Annotated in this window: 14 protein-coding genes; 6 read left to right on the top strand and 8 right to left on the bottom strand. The window is 67.2% G+C overall.

All coding sequences use genetic code 11. The features are described from left to right. Positions 1–487 precede the first annotated feature (487 nt). A complete protein-coding gene (locus QHG62_RS04065; RefSeq protein ID WP_281149564.1) occupies positions 488–3,730 on the top strand; it encodes an Rne/Rng family ribonuclease in 3,243 nt (1,080 codons plus the stop codon). A gap of 127 nt (positions 3,731–3,857) precedes the next feature. Here the strand turns inward: QHG62_RS04065 and QHG62_RS04060 are convergent, their stop codons facing one another. From QHG62_RS04060 to hemC, 4 genes are read right to left on the bottom strand one after another with little or no spacing between them, the layout of a single operon-like run. Further along, complete coding sequence (locus tag QHG62_RS04060; RefSeq protein WP_281149563.1) at positions 3,858–5,141, bottom strand: heme biosynthesis HemY N-terminal domain-containing protein; 1,284 nt, start codon at positions 5,139–5,141, stop codon at positions 3,858–3,860. Between the two features lie 2 nt (positions 5,142–5,143). Continuing rightward, positions 5,144–6,235: a uroporphyrinogen-III C-methyltransferase gene (locus QHG62_RS04055; RefSeq protein ID WP_281149562.1), complete on the bottom strand. Its 1,092-nt coding sequence runs from the start codon at positions 6,233–6,235 to the stop codon at positions 5,144–5,146. Then, positions 6,232–7,005 carry a uroporphyrinogen-III synthase gene (locus QHG62_RS04050; RefSeq protein ID WP_281149561.1) on the bottom strand — a complete coding sequence of 258 codons (774 nt, stop codon included), beginning with the start codon at positions 7,003–7,005 and terminating at the stop codon, positions 6,232–6,234. Before QHG62_RS04050 ends, QHG62_RS04055 begins: the two co-directional genes overlap by 4 nt. Positions 7,006–7,021: 16 nt before the next feature. Then, positions 7,022–7,948: a hydroxymethylbilane synthase gene (gene hemC / locus QHG62_RS04045; RefSeq protein WP_281149560.1), complete on the bottom strand. Its 927-nt coding sequence runs from the start codon at positions 7,946–7,948 to the stop codon at positions 7,022–7,024. A gap of 81 nt (positions 7,949–8,029) precedes the next feature. On the opposite strand from hemC, the gene ppc reads away from it, so the two are divergent. The 4 genes from ppc to QHG62_RS04025 all read left to right on the top strand — a co-directional run bounded on the left by ppc (position 8,030) and on the right by QHG62_RS04025 (position 16,080). Further along, complete coding sequence (gene ppc, locus QHG62_RS04040) at positions 8,030–10,876, top strand: phosphoenolpyruvate carboxylase (RefSeq protein WP_281149559.1); 2,847 nt, start codon at positions 8,030–8,032, stop codon at positions 10,874–10,876. A gap of 188 nt (positions 10,877–11,064) precedes the next feature. Continuing rightward, positions 11,065–14,085 carry a GH36-type glycosyl hydrolase domain-containing protein gene (locus QHG62_RS04035; RefSeq protein ID WP_281149558.1) on the top strand — a complete coding sequence of 1,007 codons (3,021 nt, stop codon included), beginning with the start codon at positions 11,065–11,067 and terminating at the stop codon, positions 14,083–14,085. 50 nt (positions 14,086–14,135) lie between these two features. Then, positions 14,136–14,675, top strand: a complete 540-nt coding sequence (locus QHG62_RS04030; RefSeq protein ID WP_281149556.1) for a hypothetical protein — start codon at positions 14,136–14,138, stop codon at positions 14,673–14,675. A gap of 157 nt (positions 14,676–14,832) precedes the next feature. Beyond that, complete coding sequence (locus QHG62_RS04025) at positions 14,833–16,080, top strand: MFS transporter (protein WP_281149555.1); 1,248 nt, start codon at positions 14,833–14,835, stop codon at positions 16,078–16,080. On the opposite strand, the gene QHG62_RS04020 is transcribed toward QHG62_RS04025, so the two are convergent. Further along, complete coding sequence (locus tag QHG62_RS04020; protein WP_281149554.1) at positions 16,052–17,005, bottom strand: LysR family transcriptional regulator; 954 nt, start codon at positions 17,003–17,005, stop codon at positions 16,052–16,054. The two genes, QHG62_RS04025 and QHG62_RS04020, sit on opposite strands and share 29 nt — an antisense overlap. Positions 17,006–17,054: 49 nt before the next feature. On the opposite strand from QHG62_RS04020, the gene QHG62_RS04015 reads away from it, so the two are divergent. After that, positions 17,055–17,579: a GNAT family N-acetyltransferase gene (locus QHG62_RS04015; RefSeq protein WP_281149553.1), complete on the top strand. Its 525-nt coding sequence runs from the start codon at positions 17,055–17,057 to the stop codon at positions 17,577–17,579. Between the two features lie 44 nt (positions 17,580–17,623). On the opposite strand, the gene QHG62_RS04010 is transcribed toward QHG62_RS04015, so the two are convergent. Genes QHG62_RS04010 through QHG62_RS04000 form a run of 3 tightly spaced genes read right to left on the bottom strand, consistent with a single transcriptional unit; the run spans position 17,624 to position 20,714 of the window. Next, complete coding sequence (locus QHG62_RS04010; RefSeq protein ID WP_281149552.1) at positions 17,624–18,901, bottom strand: AI-2E family transporter; 1,278 nt, start codon at positions 18,899–18,901, stop codon at positions 17,624–17,626. After that, entirely contained in the window at positions 18,898–19,644 is a 747-nt protein-coding gene (locus QHG62_RS04005; RefSeq protein ID WP_281149551.1) for a LytR/AlgR family response regulator transcription factor, read from the bottom strand. Before QHG62_RS04005 ends, QHG62_RS04010 begins: the two co-directional genes overlap by 4 nt. Then, the gene (locus QHG62_RS04000; RefSeq protein ID WP_432445580.1) at positions 19,641–20,714 is read right to left on the bottom strand and encodes a histidine kinase; all 1,074 of its coding nucleotides are present in this window, start codon (positions 20,712–20,714) and stop codon (positions 19,641–19,643) included. Before QHG62_RS04000 ends, QHG62_RS04005 begins: the two co-directional genes overlap by 4 nt. Positions 20,715–20,732 lie beyond the last annotated feature (18 nt).

Raw genomic sequence — 20,732 nt, 5'->3', positions numbered from 1 at the left:
CGAGGTCGATGCCGCTTTGGCGCCGAGACTGCAAACCCCGCGCAATTGCGCAAAGTGGCAGACCCTGCACCCAAGTCAAGCCGACACCCACGAAACACCGATACGGAATACCCAGCCTGCAGCTTCCAAGCTGCCGGCGGATCGAAGCGAGTCCCTTGTGTTGATGCTGCTGATTCAACTGTGCCTGCGTTGGCCCACCTGGCTTTTGCCAGCGGCCTCAGGCATTGAGTCATCCGCACCGCGCGCCACCATTGCGCAACCAGCTATCAATAAGATAGCTGCTCAACACCGAATCTGGCTCGCGCCCATCCACGCGCCCCCACCCCGGCTGTCTTCTTGAACTGACGTTCAAGAGGCCTGTTCGCGCTTGCCGCGGCAGTGACAGCATCCGGGGCCAAGCGGCAATTCCCCTCGTTTCGCGGGCGTCGTCCGTGCATCGTTGGCCCGTCATGGGCCTGTAGAACGATACATATAAGGACAACGCATCATGAAGCGGATGCTGATCAATGCCACGCAGGCCGAAGAACGCCGCCTGGCCATCGTCGACGGGCAAAAGCTCCTCGACTACGAAATCGAGATCGAAGGGCGCGAACAGCGCAAAGGCAACATCTACAAGGCCGTCGTCACGCGCGTCGAGCCCTCGCTGGAAGCCTGTTTCGTCGACTACGGTGAAGACCGCCACGGGTTCCTGCCGTTCAAGGAAATCTCGAAGCAATACTTTGCCGAAGGCGTTTCCGCCAACCAGGCACGCATCCAGGACGTCATCAAGGAAGGCCAGGAACTGACCGTCCAGGTCGAGAAGGAAGAACGCGGCAACAAGGGCGCGGCCCTCACCACCTTCATTTCGCTGGCCGGCCGCTATGTCGTGCTGATGCCCAACAACCCGCGCGGCGGCGGCGTGAGCCGGCGCATCGAGGGCGACGACCGCGCCGAGCTCAAGGAGGCGATGGACCAGCTCGAGTACCCCAAGGGCATGAGCATCATCGCGCGCACCGCCGGCATCGGCCGCTCGGCGCCCGAACTCCAGTGGGACCTGAACTACCTGCTCAAGCTCTGGAGCGCCATCGACGGCGCGGCCAAGGGCGGCAAGGGCGCCTTCCTGATCTATCAGGAATCCTCGCTCGTCATTCGCGCCATTCGTGACTATTTCAATCACGACATCGGCGACATCCTGATCGACACCGACGACATCTACGACCAGGCGCAGCAGTTCATGGCGCACGTCATGCCCGAGCATGCCGCCCGCGTGAAGCGCTACCGCGACGATGCCGCGCTGTTCAGCCGCTTCCAGATCGAGCACCAGATCGAATCGGCCTACGCCCGCACCGTGCAGCTGCCCTCGGGCGGCGCCATCGTGATCGACCACACCGAGGCGCTGGTCTCGGTCGACGTGAACTCGGCCCGCGCCATCAAGGGCGGCGACATCGAAGAAACCGCCACCCGCACCAACCTCGAAGCCGCCGACGAAGTGGCCCGCCAGATGCGCCTGCGCGACCTGGGCGGCCTGATCGTCATCGACTTCATCGACATGGACGAGTCGAAGAACCGCCGCGAAGTCGAAAGCCGGCTGCGCGACGCGCTTCGGCAAGACCGCGCCCGCGTGCAGTTCGGCTCGATCAGCAAGTTCGGCCTGATGGAAATGAGCCGCCAGCGCCTGAAGCCGGCGCTCAGCGAAGGCTCGTCGATCCCCTGCCCCCGCTGCGGCGGCTCGGGCCACATCCGCGACACGGAATCGAGTGCGCTGCAAATCCTGCGCGTCATCCAGGAAGAGTGCCTGAAGGACAACACGGCCGCGGTGCATGTGCAAGTGCCGGTCGAAGTGGCGTCGTTCCTGCTGAACGAAAAACGCCCCGAAATCGCCAAGATCGAGCTCAAGCAGCGCGTCACCGTGCTGATGGTGCCCAACAAGACGCTCGAAACGCCGAACTACAAGCTCGAACGCCTGAAGCACGACGATCCGCGCCTCGACCACATCGAAGCCAGCTACAAGATGGCCGACGAGATCGAAGACCCGACGGCCGTTACGCGCCGTTCGCAGGAACCCACCAACAAGCAGACGCCGGTCATCAAGGGCGTGCTGCCCGACGCACCGGCGCCGGTGGTGCCGCCCAAGCCCGAAGCCGTGCGCGCGCCCGCCGTTGCGCCGGCACCGGTCGCGCCGCCCGTGGCAAGCGCACCCGCGCCGGCCGAAATGGGCTTCTTCGCCCGCATCAAGAGCTGGTTCGGCGGCACGCCGGCACCGGCGCCCGCACCGGCCGTGATTCCCGTGGAAGCGCCGAAGCCCGCGCGCCGTGATGGCGGCCGGGGCGGCCGTGACGGCGAAGCACGCGGAACCCGCGATGGCGAACAGCGCCGCGGTGGCCGCGGCGGCGAAGGCCGCAGCGAAAACGGTGCCCGCTCCGGCGGCCGCGACGGCGACCGCCGCGGCGGTCGTGGTGGCGAGCGCCGCGGCGAGGGACGTGAAGGCCGCGAAGGCCGCAGCAGCGAACTGCGCAATGACGCCGCACAGCAGCCGCGTGAACAGCGCGAGCCCCGCGAACAACGCGAACCCCGTGAAGCACGCGGCCCGCGCGAAGGCGAACAGCGCCGTGGTGGCCGCGGCGAGCGCCGCGAAGGCGAAGGCCGCGAAGCACGCCCCGTTTCGGCCGACCTGATCGACGGCAACCTCGACGCGCAGCAGCTCGCACCCGGCGCCACTGTCGGCAATGACGAAGGCGCATCGGCAGAACGCGCACCGCGTGCCCGCGGCGAACGCCGTGAACGTGGCGAGCGCGGCGACCGTGCTGATCGCGGCGAACGCAGCGAACAGCGCAATGGCAGCGATGCACCGCGTGAGGCCTCGGGCAACGACAACGCCGCCGCACAAGACGATTCGCAAGCCGAACGCGCACCGCGCAACAGCCGTGAAGAACGTGGCCAGCGCGGCGAGCGCAACGACGGCCGCCGCGAACGCCGTGGCGAAGGCCAGCCGCGTTTCGCAAACGGCGAAGCGCAGGGCGAAGCACGGGCACCTGCCGACGAGGCAACAACTGCCATCGCTTCAGGCGCTGAAGGCGAAGGCAATGCCAACGAGCAGGCACCGCGACGTGACGGCGAAGAGCGCCGCGGCCGTTCGCGTGACCGTTACGGCCGTGATCGCCGTGAACGCGGCCCGCGCGACGAAAGCGAAGCCAACGTGGCTGGCGCATCGGCCGACAACGCATTCGCGGCCGAGCCGAACGAAGCCCGCGCTGCAATGCCCGAAGAAGAAACGCGCGCACCCGCACCGCGGAGCTACTTCGACCGCCCTGCAGCGGCGCCTGCACCCGTTGCTGCTCCGGTGGCACCTGCGCAAGCCGTTGCACCTGTGGAAGTTGTTGCACCGGCGGCAACCTTCGCTCCCGCACCCGTCGTGGCGCCCATCGCCGTCGAGAAGAGCACCGGCAGCAAGCCCGCCGCCAACGGCCGTGCCCTGCTGCCGAAGGTGCAGCCCTTCGAACTGCCGCTGAACGAACTCGCGCAAATCGCCGAGAGCTCGGGTCTGCAGTGGGTCAACTCGGATGCCGAGCGCATTGCGCAGGCCCGCGCCGCCATTGCGGCCGAGCCGAAGCCGGTGCACGTGCCGCGCGAACGCCCGCCTGCCATCACGCTGGACGAAGGTCCGCTGGTGCTGGTTGAAACCCGCCGCGAACTCAGCGCGATGACGCTGCCTTTCGAGAAGGCATCGACCGACGCTCAAGGCGTGAACTGAAGACGCTCAGGCCCTCGGGCCTGACAGCAATAAAAACGGCGCCAATTGGCGCCGTTTTTTTATGGGGAACGAAGGGAGCCTGCCTTCAGCAACGACCCGCAGCAGCCGCTACGCCGCAAGCAAATGCTCAGGCCTTCTCGACCTGCGCCGCCCTCTTCCACGCTGCTGCAGCCTGCTCCGCGTCTCCACGGGCCTCGGCCAGTTCGGCCAGCGCAAGCCATGCACGGCGATAAAGCTCCGTGTCCTGCAAACCCAGGCCCGCTTGCATGAGCAACTGCTGGGCCTTGCCCCACAGCTGCCGCTTCATGCAGGCCATGCCGGCAAGGTATTGCAGGTTGGGATCGCTCGGGTTGTTGCGTTGCGCCGTTTCAATGCGGGCGAGCCAATCGGCATCGACCGAATCGAGCCCCGCCTCGAGCGCGCGTGCCAGCCTTACGCGCAATGCGTCGCCCAGGCCGCGCGGCTGCGAGACCATGCGTTCCCATGCCGGCAGCAGCCACCCGCGCGCCAAGGCAAGATCGCCGCGCAAGGCCACCATGCGCTGGGCGGCGTGAATGGCCACCTCCGGCATTTCACGCTCGGCCGCATCAAGCTCCCCCCATGCACGGAGCAATTGCGCCGGGTCATGCGCACTGCCCAATAGTTCGGTGGCCAGTCCACGCACGATGCTTTGCGCTGCGGCATCGGAAAAGGCGCGATGTTTGGCGAGCAGGCGTGCGGTTTCCAGCGCTTCAAGCGTACGCCGGTCCTGGCGGGCTGCTTTCAGGCGAATGCGCAATGCGAGCGTTCGCCGCTGCACGCCTTGCGGCAGTTCTTCGAGTCGGGCCAGTGCGCCTGCGGGATCGTGGTCTTCGAGCGCCCAGCGTGCAGCACGCAGCTGCACGCCCTCGCGCGTCTCGGGGCTTGCCAGCACAGTCCGGTCGACGCTTTCATTGAGGGCCTGCTGCAGATGGGCATCGCGCGCCGGCCGGTCTTGCAATGCCTGCGCACTTTCGGCGGCCAGCAAATGCGAGATCACGCGGACCTGCTGCGCTTGCGGCAAGCCGGCACCCAGGGCCGCAAGCGTTTTCTCTTGCACCAGCGCGGCTTGCGCGGCCTTGCGCGCACGCGAGAAACGGCCTGACAGCAACTGCACCATGGCGTCGAGCAAAGCCGAATGCAGCGTGCGTTCCTTTTGCTGCAGCCGCCATTGGCGCGCCTGGGTCGGAAGAGAGAACAGCGCCGCCAGGCCGCGCAGCGCCAGATGCAGCAACGCGAACGCGCCCAAGAGGATCACCAGCACCAGGTTCAGGGAAAGATCCACGCGCCACGGGGGCCAGAACACGGTGATCGTGCCCTGGTTGTTGCCTGCGAACAGCGCCACCGCCGCGGCGATGGCGAAAAGCGCCAGAAGCCAGAGTGCCGCCCGCATGATCAGCGCCCCGCCGCTGCGGTTGCCAGCGCGGCCAGCGTGTCGTCGATGCGCGGAGGTTCGGAGGTCTTCACCTGTGCCTGGAGCTGCTGCAGCAGCGTGGCGGCCGCTTGCGTGCGCCGCGACGCGGGATCGAAATAGCGGTTCAGCGATGCAGAAACCGTGGCGAGGTCGGTGCGCGCGGCATCCACCTGCCGCGACAGCAGGGAAAGCCGTGCGTTGAGCAGCTTGAGCTTGAGGTTCTCGCGCAGAAAGTAGGTCTGGTCGGGCGCCAGCAGCACCGCCTCCGGCCTTTCGATGCGGCCAACGCGCACCAGCGATCGCAGTTCGGCGCGCACTGTCAACAGCGCCCGCTCCCACCAGGCCGCGTCGGCTGGAATGGGCTCCGGCTGCCAGGCATTGGCGCCGGATCCACGCATGGCCACGGCGTTGAGCGGCGGCAGGTCATCCACGCTGCGCATCAGTTCGTCGAGTTTCTGCAGCGCCTCGCCGCTGTCGGCACTGGCGCTGCTGCGCAGGCGGTCGGCGTCGCGCTGCATGGCGCGCTGCAGCGGTGCGAGTCTGGGCTGCGCGGCGCGCGCGATGCGCAGATCGCCGGACTTGAGTGCCGCCAGCAAAGGCTCCACGCTGCCAGTAACCTGGGCTTGCTGCAGCGCCAGCCGCACGGCCGATTCGATGTCGACCACCAGGTTCTCGTCGCGCGAACGCGAGAGGCTTTGCATGAGTTCTTCGAGCTGTGAACGCTGCAGCGCAACCTCGGCGACACGGGTTTCGGTGAGGGCAGCGCGCGCGGCGGTGTCGCGCACGGTGTCCATGGCCTGCCGCGCGAGCGTGCGCGCCTCGAGCGATTGCGCCTGCGCTTCCGCGCTCTGGCGTGCCAACTGCTCCTGCATGCCGCTGACCTTCTGCCAAAGCGCAATCGCAATGGCCAGTGCTGCGAGCGACACGACGGCCAGCAGGCCCAAGCCGATACGAGAGAGCGTTCTTGCGGCGGCCGCCAGCGCTTCCGGCGACTGCGGCGCCGCGAGCGTTGCGGGCACCGGCGCGGCGGCAGTTGGGGGGGACAAGTCGTCGGACGGAGACGCGGCACTCATGAGAAGGATTCTATCGACGCGATCAACGCCTCACGCTGGGGACTGCACACGCGCACCGCTCCGAATCCCGCGGCGCGCGCGGCCTCGCCGATGCGTGCGTGCGTTGCCACCGCGCTGGCTGCCTGCCAGCCGGTCGTGGGCATTGCCAGCCGCAAATTGGAGATCGCCTCCGAGCTGCTGAACAGCCAGACCGCACGCCCTTCTGCACCATCGAGTGCGAGCGCGCGCTCCTCGTCGCCAAAGGAGGGCGGCAGGCGGCGGTAGGCGACCACCGTGTCGCGCAATCCATGCGCCGCATCGATTTCGTTGGCGAGCCAGTCGCGCCCCTTGGGGTTGCCGGCCGCGTCGCCGCCGCGCACGATCAGCACGCGCACACCCGCCGAAACCTGCTCTTTCACCCGTTCCCACAAGGCTTCGGAGTCGAAGCTCGCGGCATCGGGCGGCGGTGCGTCGATGGCTTCGTCGGGCACGCCGGCGCGCCGAAGGGCACGCGCCGTGCCGGGGCCGGTGGCCCAGAAGCGCGGGCGCGCCGCAACAGCATTCTTCTCGGCATGGAAAAAGAAGTGCTCCACCGCAGCCGCGCTCACGAACATCAGTGCGGCATAGTCTGAAAGTCGCCGCCAGGCGGCCCGCAGGGGCTCAGCGTCAGCGGCCGGTTCGATGACGATCAACGGCAACGCCGCCGCAACCAGCCCCGCAGCGCGAAAGTCGTCCACCCACTGCGCGGCCTCGCGCGCCGGCCGCGTGACGATGACGGGCTTGGAAGCCATCTGTGTGCGGCCGCGCTCAGTGCGCGCCAGCGTCGCGCAGCAGGTCCGCGGCCCGTTCGCCGAGCGCGCCCGCCTGCGCGAAATCGGCCGCTTCGGCCTGGGCGTGAATCCGCACCAGCGGCGCGTTTCCTTCGGGGTCGCCCCAGGCGGCGTCGATGCGCAACATGCCGTCCCCCTGCCAACGCGCATGCGCCGCCAGAGGCATCGAGCAGCTGCCACCCATCGAGCGGCTCACCGCGCGCTCGGCGGCGGTGGCCAGCCAGTCGCTGCGGTACGACAGCGGTGCGAGCAATGCAATCAGGTCGGCGCGGTCGGCCCGCACCTCGATGCCGAGTGCGCCCTGCCCTGCGGCCGGCAGCATGGTGTCGGGATCGAACGCAACCCGGATGCGCGATTCCAGGCCAAGCCGCTTGAGCCCAGCGGCCGCGAGCACGATGGCGTCGTACTGGCCTTCGTCGAGCTTGCGCAGTCGGGTGTCCAGGTTGCCTCGCAGCGGCTCTATGCGCAGGTCGGGCCGCATAGCGCGCAGCAGCACCACGCGCCGCAGGCTGGAGGTGCCGACGACTGCGCCCTGCGGCAGTTCGTCCAGCGAGGCATAGCGGGGCGACACCAGCGCGTCGCGCGGGTCTTCGCGCTCCAGCACGCAGGCCAGCACAAAGCCCTCGGGCAAATCCATCGGCACGTCCTTGAGCGAATGAACCGCGATGTCGGCGCGGCCTTCTTCCAAGGCGAGTTCGAGTTCTTTCACGAAGAGGCCCTTGCCGCCCACCTTGCTGAGCGACTTGTCCAGGATCTGGTCGCCCCGCGTGGTCATTCCCAGCAGGCTGACCGTGTGGCCTCTTTCTTGCAGCAGCGCTTGCACGTGTTCGGCTTGCCACAGGGCCAGCCGGCTTTCGCGCGTGGCGATCACGATGTTGCTCAAGATCGCTCCCAAAAAGTACATGTTTCAGACCGCCGGAATGCTAGCATGTTGCGCCGCAGCAACGCAGGCGACGTCTCCTTTCTAGTCCAGGAAAAACATCGAATGAAAGCCAGCAAGACTCCTGCGCCCGCCAAGCGCCGGCAAGCCGAAGACCAGCCACTGATCGACGATATCCGGCTGTTGGGCCGCATCCTCGGCGACGTCATCCGCGAGCAGGAGGGCGAAGAAAGCTACGCGCTGGTCGAGAAGATCCGCACGCTCTCGGTGGCTTTCAGGCGTGATGCGGACCATGCGGCCGACCGTGCACTCAAGAACCTGCTCAAGGGCCTGAGCGCGGCCGAAACAGTGCGCGTGATTCGCGCCTTCACCTACTTCAGCCACCTGGCCAACCTGGCGGAAGACCGGCACCTGATTCGCCGCCGCACCGAGGCCGAGCGTGCCGGCGAGAGCGCCGACGGCGACCTGCAGACCGCCCTTGCGCGCATCCGCAAGGCCGGCGTCAAGCCCGACGAGGTGGTAGCCTCCCTTGCGCACAGCTATGTGTCGCCGGTACTCACCGCGCACCCCACCGAAGTGCAGCGCAAGAGCATCCTCGATGCGGAGCGCGCCATTGCGCAGCTGCTCACCACGCGCGACGAAATCAAGCTTCGCCAGAGCGCCTACGCGGGCGGCAAGGACGCCCTCACGCCGCTCGAGTTTGCGGAGAACGAAACGCAGATGCGCATCCGCGTCACGCAGATCTGGCAGACGCGGCTGTTGCGCTTCTCCAAGCTCACGGTGGCCGACGAAATCGAGAACGCGCTGAGCTACTACGAAGCCACCTTCCTGCGAGAAATTCCGCGCGTCTATGCCGACCTGGAAAAGACACTGGGCCAGAACGGCGTCGTGCCTTCGGTCGCCCCCTTCCTGCGCATGGGCCAGTGGATCGGCGGCGACCGCGACGGCAACCCGAACGTCACGGCCGAAACGCTCGAGTACGCATTGCGCCGTCAGGCCGAGCTGGCGCTGCGCCACTACCTGACCGAAGTGCACTACCTCGGCGGAGAGCTCTCGCTCTCGGCCACGCTCGTGGATGTATCGGTCGAGATGCAGGGGCTGGCCGAGCGCTCGCCCGACACCAGCGAGCACCGCAAGGACGAGCCCTACCGGCGCGCACTCACCGGCGTGTACGCGCGCCTGGCGGCCACGCTGCGCGACCTCACCGGCGGCGAGGCTGCGCGCCACGCGGTGCCGCCGCAAAACCCCTACACCGCAGCCGAAGAATTCCTGGCCGACCTTCGCACCGTGGAAGAGTCGCTCAATGAAAAGCACGGCAGCGTGCTCGCCGCGCCACGCCTGCGGCCCTTGATCCGGGCGGTGGAGGTGTTCGGTTTTCACCTGGCCACGGTCGACCTGCGCCAGAGTTCCGACAAGCACGAAGCCGTGATTGCCGAACTGCTGGCCACCGCGCGCATCGAGCCCTCGTATGCGTCGCTGGCCGAAGAAGCCAAGCAGCAATTGCTGCTCAAGCTGCTCGACGACGCACGTCCGTTGCGCGTGCCCGATGCCGAATATTCGCCGCTTGCGAAGAGTGAACTCGCGATCTTCGCGGCCGCACGCACGGCGCGTGCACGCTACGGCGCGGCGGCCATCCGCCACTACATCATCAGCCACACCGAAACGGTGAGCGACCTGCTCGAAGCCTTGCTGCTGCAAAAGGAAGTGGGCCTGCTGCGCGGTGCAATGAACAGCAATGCAACCTGCGACCTGATCGTCGTGCCGCTGTTCGAAACCATCGAAGACCTGCGCAATGCCGCCCCCATCGTTCGCGCCTTCTACGCCCTGCCCGGCATTGCAGAGCTGATCGAACGCTCCGGCGCTGAGCAGGACGTGATGCTCGGCTACAGCGACAGCAACAAGGACGGCGGCATCTTCACGAGCAACTGGGAGCTCTACCGCGCCGGCATTGCACTGGTATCGCTGTTCGACGAACTCAACAAGAAAAAGAAAACCAATCCCATTCGCCTGCGCATGTTCCATGGCCGCGGCGGCACGGTGGGACGCGGCGGCGGCCCGAGCTACCAGGCCATCCTTGCGCAGCCGCCGGGCACGGTGCGCGGCCAGATCCGCCTGACCGAACAGGGCGAGGTGATCGGCTCGAAGTACGCCAACCGCGAGATCGGCCGGCGCAACCTCGAGACGCTGGTGGCCGCCACGCTCGAAGCCACGCTGCTGCCGCAAGGCAAGTCGGCGCCCGCCACTTTTCTTTCGGCGGCTTCCGAGCTGTCGACGGCAAGCATGGCGGCGTACCGCAAGCTGGTCTACGAAACCCCGGGCTTCGGCGACTATTTCTTCGGCTCTACGCCCATCCGCGAGATTGCCGAACTCAACATCGGCTCGCGCCCCGCATCCCGCAACCCGAGCCACAAGATCGACGACCTGCGCGCCGTGCCGTGGAGCTTCAGCTGGGGCCAGTGCCGGCTCACCATACCGGGCTGGTTCGGTTTTGGCTCGGGCGTCGACGAGTTCCTGGCATCCGCCGGAACACCGGCTGCGCGCAAGGAACGCGTGGCGTTGCTGCGCCGCATGTATGCGCAGTGGCCGTTCTTTCGCACACTGCTCTCCAACATGGACATGGTGCTTGCCAAGAGCGATCTTGCCCTGGCTTCGCGCTACGCCGACCTGGTAGGCGACCGCAAGCTGCGCCAGAAGGTGTTCTCGATGATCGACACCGAATGGCATCGCACTTCCGATGCGCTCACGCTCATTACCGGCGCAAAGCAGCGGCTCGAAGGCAATGCCGAAATGCAGCGCTCGGTGCGCCATCGCTTTCCGTACATCGATCCGCTGCATCATTTGCAGGTCGAACTGATGCGGCGCTACCGCGCAGGCGAAGGCGGCGAGCGGCTGCAGCGGGGCATTCACATTTCCATCAACGGGGTAGCTGCGGGCTTGCGCAATACCGGTTGACAAGCGGCTCGGGATCGATAGGTCAAAAGACCAATAGAGGGCGCACAAGGCGCCCTCTCCTACGCAAACAGGCGCGCAACATCAATCTGTAAGGTCAATTAAAAGAGTAGGGTCGGGGCACGTTCAAAGTTTTCTCGCTATCTCTCGCAATCGCGCGGCAGCTCGAGTCGTATTAGGAGCCCGTTGCAATGTCTACCCCGCAGTCCGTCACACGTACAACCATCGATTTCGTCAATAGCGATTTCGAAGCACTGGCCTCCCACATGCGCCACTGCGCACGCGCCCATGTCGCGCTGCAAGACCTGACGACGATCCTCACCTACACCACGCCGCGCGTGATGAAAGACCGCGGGCTCATCGACCTGCGGCAACTGTGGCGCTTCGGCATTTCGGGCGACAAACCCATAGTGCTGGTCGCCATCCACTCGATGAACGGCATGGGGCTCATCAACGCACTGCTGCGCGCGCAGCCGTGGTGGGGCTTCGGCGGCGTGGCATGCGACCTGGTGGTGCTCAACAGCGAGCCGAACTCCTATCTCATGCCGCTGCAGCGCGAGATCGAGGCCTTGCGCCTGCGCGTTGCGCACCAGACCCAGAACAGTTTTCCGCGCAACGACTCGGCGGGCTTCTACCTGCTGCGCGAACACGAGGTGGCACCTTCGGAGAGGGCCGCGCTCTCCAAGCTGGCACGCGTGGTGTTTACCGCCGACGGCCGTTCGCTCGAAATGCAGGTCGCGGCATTGCACGAAGCGCGCCTTGTTGCAGCAGCCGACGGCTCGGAGGCGCCGGCGGCGTTGCCCGCTGTCGCGCTGCTGGCGCAACCCGGGCCGGCCCTTCCCGCTCAAACGCCGGTTGGAAGCTTCGATGCAGAAAGCGGTGAGTTCCGCTTCGAGGTCGACGCCGGCCACCGGACGCCACGCCCATGGATCAACGTGATTGCCAATGCCAACTTCGGCTTCCAAGTGTCCGAATGGGGCACCGGCTTTACCTGGGCCGGCAACAGCCGCATGCACCAGGTCACGCCGTGGTCGAACGACCCCGTACAAGACCCTCCCTTCGAGCACTACCTGCTGCAAGACCGCGCCACCCGCAACCTGCTGCCGCTTACGCCGTCCGGCCAGGGCGCCACGCATGAAGGCCAAGTGAGCCACAGAGTGCGCCATGGCCAGGGCTATACCGTCTTCGAATGCCGCCAAGACAACCTGGCCCTCGAGACCACCTTCTTCGCAGCCCGCGACGACGCCGTCAAGCTGGTGCACGTGCGGGTGCGCAACGAAGGCCCTGGCCAGCGCCGCCTGCGCGCACTTAGCATGGTCGAATGGCAGCTTGGCGCCGCGCGCGGCGAACGGCGGACGGTTCACTGCTGGAAGCCCGACGACGAGCCCGCGGTGTTCGGCCAGCAGCGTGAATCGAGCGCAGGCTTCGGCGGCAGCACGGCTTTCCTGCTGTTGGCTGGGGCGTCCAGCGCCACTCAGTGGACCTGCGACCGGAACGAGTTCTTCGCTGGCCGCGGCATCGTCGAAGTGCCCGACACCCTGGCGCAGCGCGCAGGCGGCGGGCTCGATGCCTGCGCTGCCATCGCGGGCGACTTCGTCATCGGTGCAGGCGAGACGGCGGAGTTCAGCTTCGTGGTCGGCCATGCCGCCAGCGCCGATGCGGCGATGGAGCTCGCACGCCGCTGGTGCGAGCGCGACGTACCCGACGCCCTGGCACAGGCGCGCGGCTTCTGGAACGAGTTGCTGGGCCGCCTGCAAGTGCGCACGCCCGATCCGCTGTTCAACGCCATGGTCAACCGCTGGCTCGTCTATCAGACGCTGGTCTGCCGGCTCTGGTCCAAAGCCGGCTTCTACCAGGCCGGTGGCGCCTTCGGTTTTCGCGATCAGCTGCAAGACGCGATGGCCTTTGCACTCACCGATCCGCCGCGGCTGCGTGAGCAGATCCTGATCAATGCGGCGCGCCAGTTTCCTGAAGGCGACGTGCAGCACTGGTGGCACATGCCCGGCGGCGCCGGCGTGCGCACGCATTTTTCGGATGACCTGCTGTGGCTTCCCTTCGCGATTGCGCATTATGTCGAGGTGAGCGGCGATACAGCGCTACTCGATCGCATGGCCGGTTTCATCGAAGGCCCCGCCATCCCCGACGGTGCCGAAGACGCCTACTACGCACCGCAGCAGAACGCCCGAATGGCCACTGTGTTCGAGCACGGCGCACTTGCCATCGACCGCAGCCTGGCGACGGGCGTGCACGGCCTGCCGCTGATGGGCACCGGCGACTGGAACGACGGCATGAACCGCGTCGGACATGAAGGCCGCGGCGAATCGGTGTGGCTTGCATGGTTCCTGTGCAGGGTGGTCGAGCAGTTCGCGCCGCTTGCAGAGGCACGCGGCGAACACGAACGCACCGCCCGGTGGAACGAGGCCCGGCGCGGCTGGATCGCCGCGCTGCACGACGCGGGATGGGACGGCGCCTGGTTCCGCCGCGCCTTCTTCGACAACGGCGCACCGCTCGGTTCGTCGGCCAACGGCGAGTGCGGCATCGACCTGATCGCGCAGGCCTGGGCGGTGCTGTCGGGTGCCTCGGACGACGCGCACACCGAACCGGCAATGGCCGCCGTCATGGAGCGCCTGCACGACAAGCCGGCCGGCCTGCTGCGCCTGTTGACGCCACCCTTCGCCCGCTCGACCAACAACCCGGGCTACATCCAGGCTTACCCGCCGGGCGTGCGCGAGAACGGCGGGCAGTATTCGCATGGGGCCGTGTGGGCGCTGATGGCGCAGGCACTACAGGGCGACAACGAAGCAGCCTGGCAGAGCTTCGAAGGCTTGAGCCCGGCGCACCGCACTGCGCATCCTGAGCGCGGGCCCGCCTACGAACTGGAGCCCTACGTGATGGCCGGCGACATCTACAGCGCGGCGCCCTACGTGGGGCGCGGCGGCTGGAGCTGGTACACCGGCTCGGCCGCATGGCTGCACCGCGCCTCGGTTGAAACACTGCTGGGCCTGTGCGTGAAGGGCCGCATGCTCTCGCTCACGCCGCGCATTCCCGCGCACTGGCCCGGCTTTGAGATTTCGTTGCGGATCGGCGAGAGAAGCCTTGTGCTGCAATGGGGAGCAACCGAAGCGGCCGATTCGCCCACGTACCACATGGCGGTGGGCGAATGGATCGACTGGCAGGCGCTGCGAGCCGATGCGGTGCTGCGGGTGAGTTAACGTCGGCGCATCGCCCGCCGCGCACTCGCAGCCCACCGCTCCCTTTCTTCATGACTACCATCCAGTCCCGCCGCAAGCTCATCGTCGCCATCCTGCTTTGCGTGGCGGTCGGCGGCGCCGTCGTGCGGCACTACGCAACACCGGGCTCCACCACACGCGATATCGGCACCCTGCTGATGGTGTTGTGGGTGCCGATCATCGGCAACGTCATCGCCTGGCTCATCGGAAAATTGCCCCGGCGCGCACCGCCTGCCGAGCCCGCCACGTTCGGCGCGGCAAGCGCGTTCACGCCGCACCTGCGGGTGGAGCTCACGCTGCGCCCGCCTGCAATTCCTTCGCACGACGTGCCGCTGGCCCCTGGTGAATACCGCTGCGCGCTGGTGGTAGACAACGAAGGCTTTTCCGCGCGCTGGCTCGTGCCCCACGGCAAGCAGCTCGAACGCGGAAAGGCGCACGCGCTCGATGTCGAACTGCTGTCCCCCGGCATGGCAAGCGCGCGATTCCCCGAGGGCGGGGCCTTTCGTGTTCTGGTCGGCGACTCCTTCATTGCCGACGGCCGTGTGCTGCAGCAGCACACGCCAGCCATCTGACCCGCGCTGAAACGGGCGATTGTTCGCCGACGGGAAACTGACTACTGCTGGCAAGGCCCTTTGTGAAAGAGCTGTCCGCTTCGACACTGGACGGCCTTTCGCAACAAACGCACCGGCGCGCGCTTTTTTTGGCCGATGCGACTCCAGGACCTTTCTCATGATGAATTCACCCAGCAGCAACCCCTGCGTGGACGATCTGGCGCGCGAACCCGCCAGGACCAGCCGCTCCGCCTGGCTTGCCGTCGGCTCGATTGCGGTCGGCACTTTTGCAATGGTCTCGACCGAGTTCATGCCCATCGGCCTCTTGACCGACATTGCCCGCGGGCTCAACGTGTCGGACGGCACAGCGGGGCTGATGATCACCATGCCCGGCGTCCTCGCGGCCTTCGCAGGGCCCGCCTTGATCGTTGCTTCAGGCCGGCTCGACCGGCGCACCGTGCTGATCGCGCTCACCACACTGCTGATCGCATCGAACCTGCTGGCGGCCTTTGCGCCCAACTTCGCCACCATGCTGGTCGCGCGGCTCATGCTGGGCCTCTGCGTGGGCGGTTTCTGGACCTTCGCACCCGCGGCCGCCACCCAGCTGGTGCCGCAAGCCTCGAAGGCGCGGGCCATGTCGCTGGTGCTGGCGGGCGTGTCCGCGGCCACGGTGCTCGGCGTGCCCGCGGGCTCCTTACTTGGAACGCTGTTTGGCTGGCGCGCCTCGTTCGCGGTGACCGGCGCGCTTGCCGCGGTCGTGCTGCTGGTGCAGCTGTGGCTGCTGCCCGCGATACCGCCGGTGCGCGCCATCGGCGCCCGCGACCTGCTCACACCGTTGACGCGCCGCATGGCGCAGGTCGGCCTGCTTGCCGTGCTGTTCTTCATTGCCGGCCATTTCGCCGCCTACACCTACCTGAAGCCGCTGTTGCAGCAGGTGTTCGGCCTGGCGCCGCACTCCGTCTCCTCGCTGCTGCTGGTGTACGGCGCCGTGGGCTTCATCGGCACATTCCTGGGCGGTAGCCTGGTGGCACGCAGTGTGCGCGGCACCACCCTGCTCGCGGCGCTGATGCTGGCAACCGCGCTGCTGCTCTCGACGGTGATCGGCAGCGGTTTCGTGGCGGGGGCGGTGGTGGTCTTTATCTGGGGCGTGGCCTTCGGTCTGATTCCGGTGGCGCTCACGGGCTGGATGATGGAAGCGGTGCCCGATGCACCCGAAGCCGGACAGGCCCTGCTGGTGAGCGGCTTCCAGGTGGCCATTGCCTCGGGCGCGCTGATCGGCGGCGTGACCGTCGACAACTACGGCATCTCGAGCGCCATGGTGCTCAGCGGCGCGCTGGTGCTGGTTGCCGCGCTGATCGTCGGCACGCTGGGGCGCGCGCGCAGCGGCGCGGCACGAGCTACGTCTTCGACCTTTTCGCCGGAATAGCGGCCGAACTCCCCTTCTTGCCCGCTGCAAGAATTGCATCGAGCACCACGCGCAACGCCTTGCTGACCGGCTTGTCACGCCGGATCACGATGGCCAGCGTGCGGTGCATGCCGGGCTCCAGGCGGCTCGTCTTCAAGCCGGGGTGGGCGCCGCGGCCCGCCATGGACATGCGCGGCACGATGCCGTAGCCCAGCCCCGCCGCCACCATCTCCTTCATGGCCTCGACGCTGCCCAGCTCCATGACGGGCTGCGGCTGCAGGCCTTCAGCGGCAAACCACCGGTCGACCAGCTTGCGCGTGTTGGCCGCGGGTTCGAACAGCACCAGCGGCAGTGCGGCAAGGTCGCCGGGCTCCACGCGGGCCTTCAGCGGCGCAAGATCGCTGCGGCCGATGGCAACGAACTCGTCGTCGAGCACCGGCATCACGCTCAGCGAACGCCCTGCTGCGGGCAGCGTGACCAATGCAAGGTCGATGCTGTTTTCTTCGACCTTGCGCACATGGTCGTCGGTGTTGCCGGTGCTGACAACGATGCTGAGCGCCGGAAACTGCTCGCGCAGGCTGCGCAGCAGTGCCGGCAAGAAATACAGGCACGCCGTTGCGCCGGTGCCCAGGCGCACCCGTCCCGTCACGCCGCTGGTGTGGTCCGCCAAGGCGTCGATGGCGTTTTCCACCGCGGCTTCGATGTGCTGCGCGTGCCGCAGCAAAGCAGCGCCCGCGGGCGTGGCCTTGGCCTGCCTGCCCACACGCTCCACCAGGCGCACGGCCAGCTTGCGCTCCAGCTGGCGGATCTGCAGGCTCACCGCCGGCTGGGTGAGGCCGAGCCTGTCGGCCGCGGCGGAGAAGCTGCCCGTTTCGATCACCAGCCCAAAAGACTTCAGCTGGTCGAGGTTCAATGTCTTTTCCAAAGTATTCCTTATGCTTTGCATAGGGCGGCCAAGCTTCACTTATTCATGAAGGAGCGTCAAGATTCGGCACATGCCCCCACAGACCCTCGCCTCCACCTCCTTGGAGATCCTCGACGCCGAACCGCACCACATGCCCGCCGTGCAGGCCATCTACAGCCACTACGTGCTGCACGACCTGTGCTCCTTCGAAGAAGAGGTTCCCACCGTCCAGCAGATGCAGACGCGGCGCGCCGACGTGCTGGCGCGCGGCCTGCCCTACCTCGTGGCAATGAAGGACGGCGAGGTGGCCGGTTATGCCTATGCGAGCCCCTACCGCAGCCGGTCCGCGTACCGCCACACGGTGGAGGATTCGGTCTACATCGCGCAAGGCATGCAGGGCCGCGGCATCGGCAAGGCGCTGCTTCAGGCGGTGATCGGGCGCTGCACCGATGGCGGCTTCACGCAGATGGTCGCGGTGGTCGGCAACAGCGCCAATGCCGGATCGCAGCGCCTGCATGAAAGCCTCGGCTTCGAGAAGGTGGGCGTGCTGCGCAACGTCGGCTTCAAGTTCGGGCAGTGGGTCGACACCGTGCTCATGCAACGTGCGCTGCGCTGAGGCAGCGGACCCACGGACAGCTGGCGCTGCTGTGCGCGAGCCGGCTACTCTCCCAGGAGTTCGCCGATGGGCTGCAGGTCTTCCACCCGGTCGCAGATCGACTTGATCACCATGGTGATGGGAATGCCCAACAGCAGCCCCCACACGCCCCAGAGCCAGCCCCAGAAGATCACGCCGACGAACACGGCCACCGGGTTCATGCGGCTGGTGCGGCTGGTGAGCCACGGCAGCAGCAGGTTGCCCACCAGGGTGTGGATGAGCAGCGAGGTGCCGGCCACCAGCAATCCCATTTGAAGGGTGTTGAACTGCAGGAACGCCACCAGCCCCGCGGCGCCCATGACGATGACGGAGCCGATGTACGGAATGAGGTTGGTCACCGCCGCAACAATGCCCCACACCGCCGCGTTCTCAAGCCCGATGGCCCAGAACGCAAGGCCCGTGGCAACACCGACCAGCACGCTGGTGAGTATCTGCATCAGCAGGTAGCGCTCGATGTTGCGCGTGATGTCGTCCAGCACGTGCACCGTGATCTTTTTCTTCTCGAGGCTGGGGCCGGTGATCTTGATCAGCTTGCGGCGGAACGTGTTTCCCGAGCACAGCGCAAAAAAGGTAAGAAAGGCCACCAGCGTGAACTGCCCCGCGGCGGCCAGCAACCCGACGGTGCCGCTCCACAGGTACTCGCGCACATTGAAGGCCGGCCGCTCGATGACCACGCGCGCGACGCCCTTGCGCGCCGCAACGCGGGCGGAGTTTTCTTCGGCCGCGCGTTCGAGCTGGGCGGCGGCCTGCTGCACGCTGTCCAGCGGCGTGGCGGTGGCGCTCTTGTTGCTGCGCGTTGCCTGCCGAAGCTTTTGCGCCGCAACCGGCAATGCATCGAGAAGCTCCGAAGCGCTGCCCGAGAGCGAATAGCCCGTCCAGCCCAGGCCGCCCGTCAAGCCCAGCAGGATCACCGTCGCGCCGATCCAGCGAGGCACGTTCCAGCGTTCCAGCCGGTCGACCAGCGGCGACAGCGCGTAGCTCAGCAGCAAGCTCACCATCAGCGGAATGAACACCGCCGCAGCCCATCTCAAGGCAAAGATACCGGCCAGTATGGCAAGCACCACCAGCGAAGCACTGCGCACATCGACCGGCATGTGCAGCATCATGCGCGGAGGTTCGGGCTCTGGTTCCGGCTTGGATTCGGGCTCGCCGGCCGGCGCTTGCGCTGCGGGAGCCGGTGCAGGCTCGGGCGGCAGTTCGGGCGGGGGCTCGACGGGTTCGGCTGTCCCCGGGGCAGGCTGCCCTGCCGTTGTCTCGGCGGCGGTTTTCTTGTCGTCGGTCATCGGGCTTCCTTCAGCACTTCGCGCACTGCAGCCAGTTGCCGCCGCGAAACCGCGACGGGTTCGGGAACCGCGTCCAGCCGCAAGGCCCAGCCTTCGGCGTCTTCCCCGTCATCGTATTTTTCGAGCGCGCGAATGGCCGCGCGCGCCACCAGCGCATTGCGGTGCACGCGCAGAAAGCGCCCCGGGTAACGCTCTTCGAATTCATTGAGCGAGCCGTCCAGGATGTGGCTTCGGGTGGCGGTGCGCACCGTGAGGTACTTGTACTCCGACTTCAGGTAGAGCACCTCGGAAAGCGGCACCCGCTCGGCGCGGCCCCTGTCTTGAATGAGCACGCTGTCTTGAACGGCGCTCGCCTGCAGCGCCCGCCGTTCCTTCAAGAAGCGCTCGGCCTTCTGCAGCGCCTGCTGCAGGCGCTCGGCCCGCACCGGCTTGGTGAGGTAGTCGACCGCATCGAGATCGAAAGCCGTCACTGCATGGGCCGCATGGGCGGTAACGAACACAACGGCCGGCGCGTCAGCGCGTTCGCGCAGCGTGCGCGCCACCTCGATACCGTCCACGCCCGGCATATGGACGTCGAGCAGCACCAGGTCGAGCGCCATGCTTGCCAGGTATTGCTGCGCCTCGGCACCCTGGGCAGCCTCGGCCACAACCTCGGCATCCGGCGAGCGGCAGTCACGCAGCAAGGTGCGCAGGCGTGAACGCGCAAGGGTTTCGTCGTCGACGATCAAAGTCTTGAGGGTCATGATTCGGCGGGAATGGCAATGCGCACGCGGTAGTTCTTCTGGTCCATGCCGGCGCTGAACTGCATCTGCATGTCGTGCAGCAGCCGCAGCCGGTCGCGCACGTTGGCCAATGCAATGCCGTGGCCGCGCGGCAAAGGCTCGTCGGCCCAGCGCAGGGGCGGCAGGCTGTTGACCACCTCGATCACCACCACGTCGCCCCGGCGTTCGGTGCGGATGCGCAGCCTGGCGCCTTCGGGGCTGGGCTCCACGCCGTGCTTGATGGCGTTCTCGACCAGCGGCTGCAGCAGCAGCGGCGGCAGCCGCGCGCTGCTGGCCGCGGCATCGAGGTCCCAGCGGATGCGCAGGCGGTCGCCGAAACGCACCTGCTCGATGGCCAGGTAGCGCTCGGCCAGCGCGATTTCGTCGGCCAGCGTGCCGGATTCGCCGGGGTCGGCCAGCGCCTGGCGGAACAGCTCGGCCAGGTCTTCCAGCATGGTCTCGGCCTTGGCGGGCTCCTCGCGCACCAGTGCAATGGCGCTGTTGAGGGTGTTGAACAGAAAGTGCGGCCGGATGCGCGACTGCAGCTCCTCGAGCCGCGCGGTCATGGCGGCGGGCGTCTGGCCGCGCGCGCGCAGCACCATCGCGGCCATGACCATGCCGGCGATGAAGGCACCCGCCACGGCGCTGGCCAGCCACGGCGCGGTGCCCAGAACGCCGGTCAGCCGCAAGAGCCCGCAGCCGTAGAGCGCCGAAACGGCTCCCAGAACTGCGCCCGCCGTGTACTGCGCCTGGCGCGGCAGGCGCCCGAGCGGCTTCTTGAGCGCGCAGGCCGCCACCAGCCAAAGAAGGGTAGCGGGCAAGGCGCCCCCAGTGACGGTGGCGGTCTGCACCAGCCATTCGCCCGGGGAGGACGACACGAAAAGCGTGGCGGTTGCCACCAGCGCCTCCACGAAGAGAACCGCGCGCAGGACCACGCCGATCTGGCAGGCGTCGAACAGCCCGGAACCGCCGCGCGCAGGCAAACGCCCTCTTTCCGGCGAGGACGGAGGCGTGGGGTTGGAGGTGGCCGATAAAATCGCCGGGTTGCGCATCACAGATACATTGGGTAA

The organism is Variovorax paradoxus, from assembly GCF_029919115.1.
Classification (GTDB): Bacteria; Pseudomonadota; Gammaproteobacteria; order Burkholderiales; family Burkholderiaceae_C; genus Variovorax; species Variovorax paradoxus_O.
The sequence above is the reverse complement of the archived record's forward strand: the minus strand, read 5'-3'. Positions and strand labels throughout refer to the sequence as shown.

What these genes read in the sequence shown, in the direction of transcription:
- QHG62_RS04055 (WP_281149562.1), bottom strand. Translation starts at nt 6,235, where the DNA reads ATGAGTGCCGCGTCTCCGTCCGACGACTTGTCCCCCCCAACTGCCGCC.
- QHG62_RS04015 (WP_281149553.1), top strand. Translation starts at nt 17,055, where the DNA reads ATGCCCCCACAGACCCTCGCCTCCACCTCCTTGGAGATCCTCGACGCC.
- QHG62_RS04035 (WP_281149558.1), top strand. Translation starts at nt 11,065, where the DNA reads ATGTCTACCCCGCAGTCCGTCACACGTACAACCATCGATTTCGTCAAT.
- QHG62_RS04025 (WP_281149555.1), top strand. Translation starts at nt 14,833, where the DNA reads ATGATGAATTCACCCAGCAGCAACCCCTGCGTGGACGATCTGGCGCGC.
- QHG62_RS04050 (WP_281149561.1), bottom strand. Translation starts at nt 7,005, where the DNA reads ATGGCTTCCAAGCCCGTCATCGTCACGCGGCCGGCGCGCGAGGCCGCG.
- QHG62_RS04010 (WP_281149552.1), bottom strand. Translation starts at nt 18,901, where the DNA reads ATGACCGACGACAAGAAAACCGCCGCCGAGACAACGGCAGGGCAGCCT.
- QHG62_RS04005 (WP_281149551.1), bottom strand. Translation starts at nt 19,644, where the DNA reads ATGACCCTCAAGACTTTGATCGTCGACGACGAAACCCTTGCGCGTTCA.
- ppc (WP_281149559.1), top strand. Translation starts at nt 8,030, where the DNA reads ATGAAAGCCAGCAAGACTCCTGCGCCCGCCAAGCGCCGGCAAGCCGAA.
- hemC (WP_281149560.1), bottom strand. Translation starts at nt 7,948, where the DNA reads ATGTACTTTTTGGGAGCGATCTTGAGCAACATCGTGATCGCCACGCGC.
- QHG62_RS04060 (WP_281149563.1), bottom strand. Translation starts at nt 5,141, where the DNA reads ATGCGGGCGGCACTCTGGCTTCTGGCGCTTTTCGCCATCGCCGCGGCG.
- QHG62_RS04065 (WP_281149564.1), top strand. Translation starts at nt 488, where the DNA reads ATGAAGCGGATGCTGATCAATGCCACGCAGGCCGAAGAACGCCGCCTG.
- QHG62_RS04020 (WP_281149554.1), bottom strand. Translation starts at nt 17,005, where the DNA reads ATGCAAAGCATAAGGAATACTTTGGAAAAGACATTGAACCTCGACCAG.
- QHG62_RS04030 (WP_281149556.1), top strand. Translation starts at nt 14,136, where the DNA reads ATGACTACCATCCAGTCCCGCCGCAAGCTCATCGTCGCCATCCTGCTT.
- QHG62_RS04000 (WP_432445580.1), bottom strand. Translation starts at nt 20,714, where the DNA reads ATGCGCAACCCGGCGATTTTATCGGCCACCTCCAACCCCACGCCTCCG.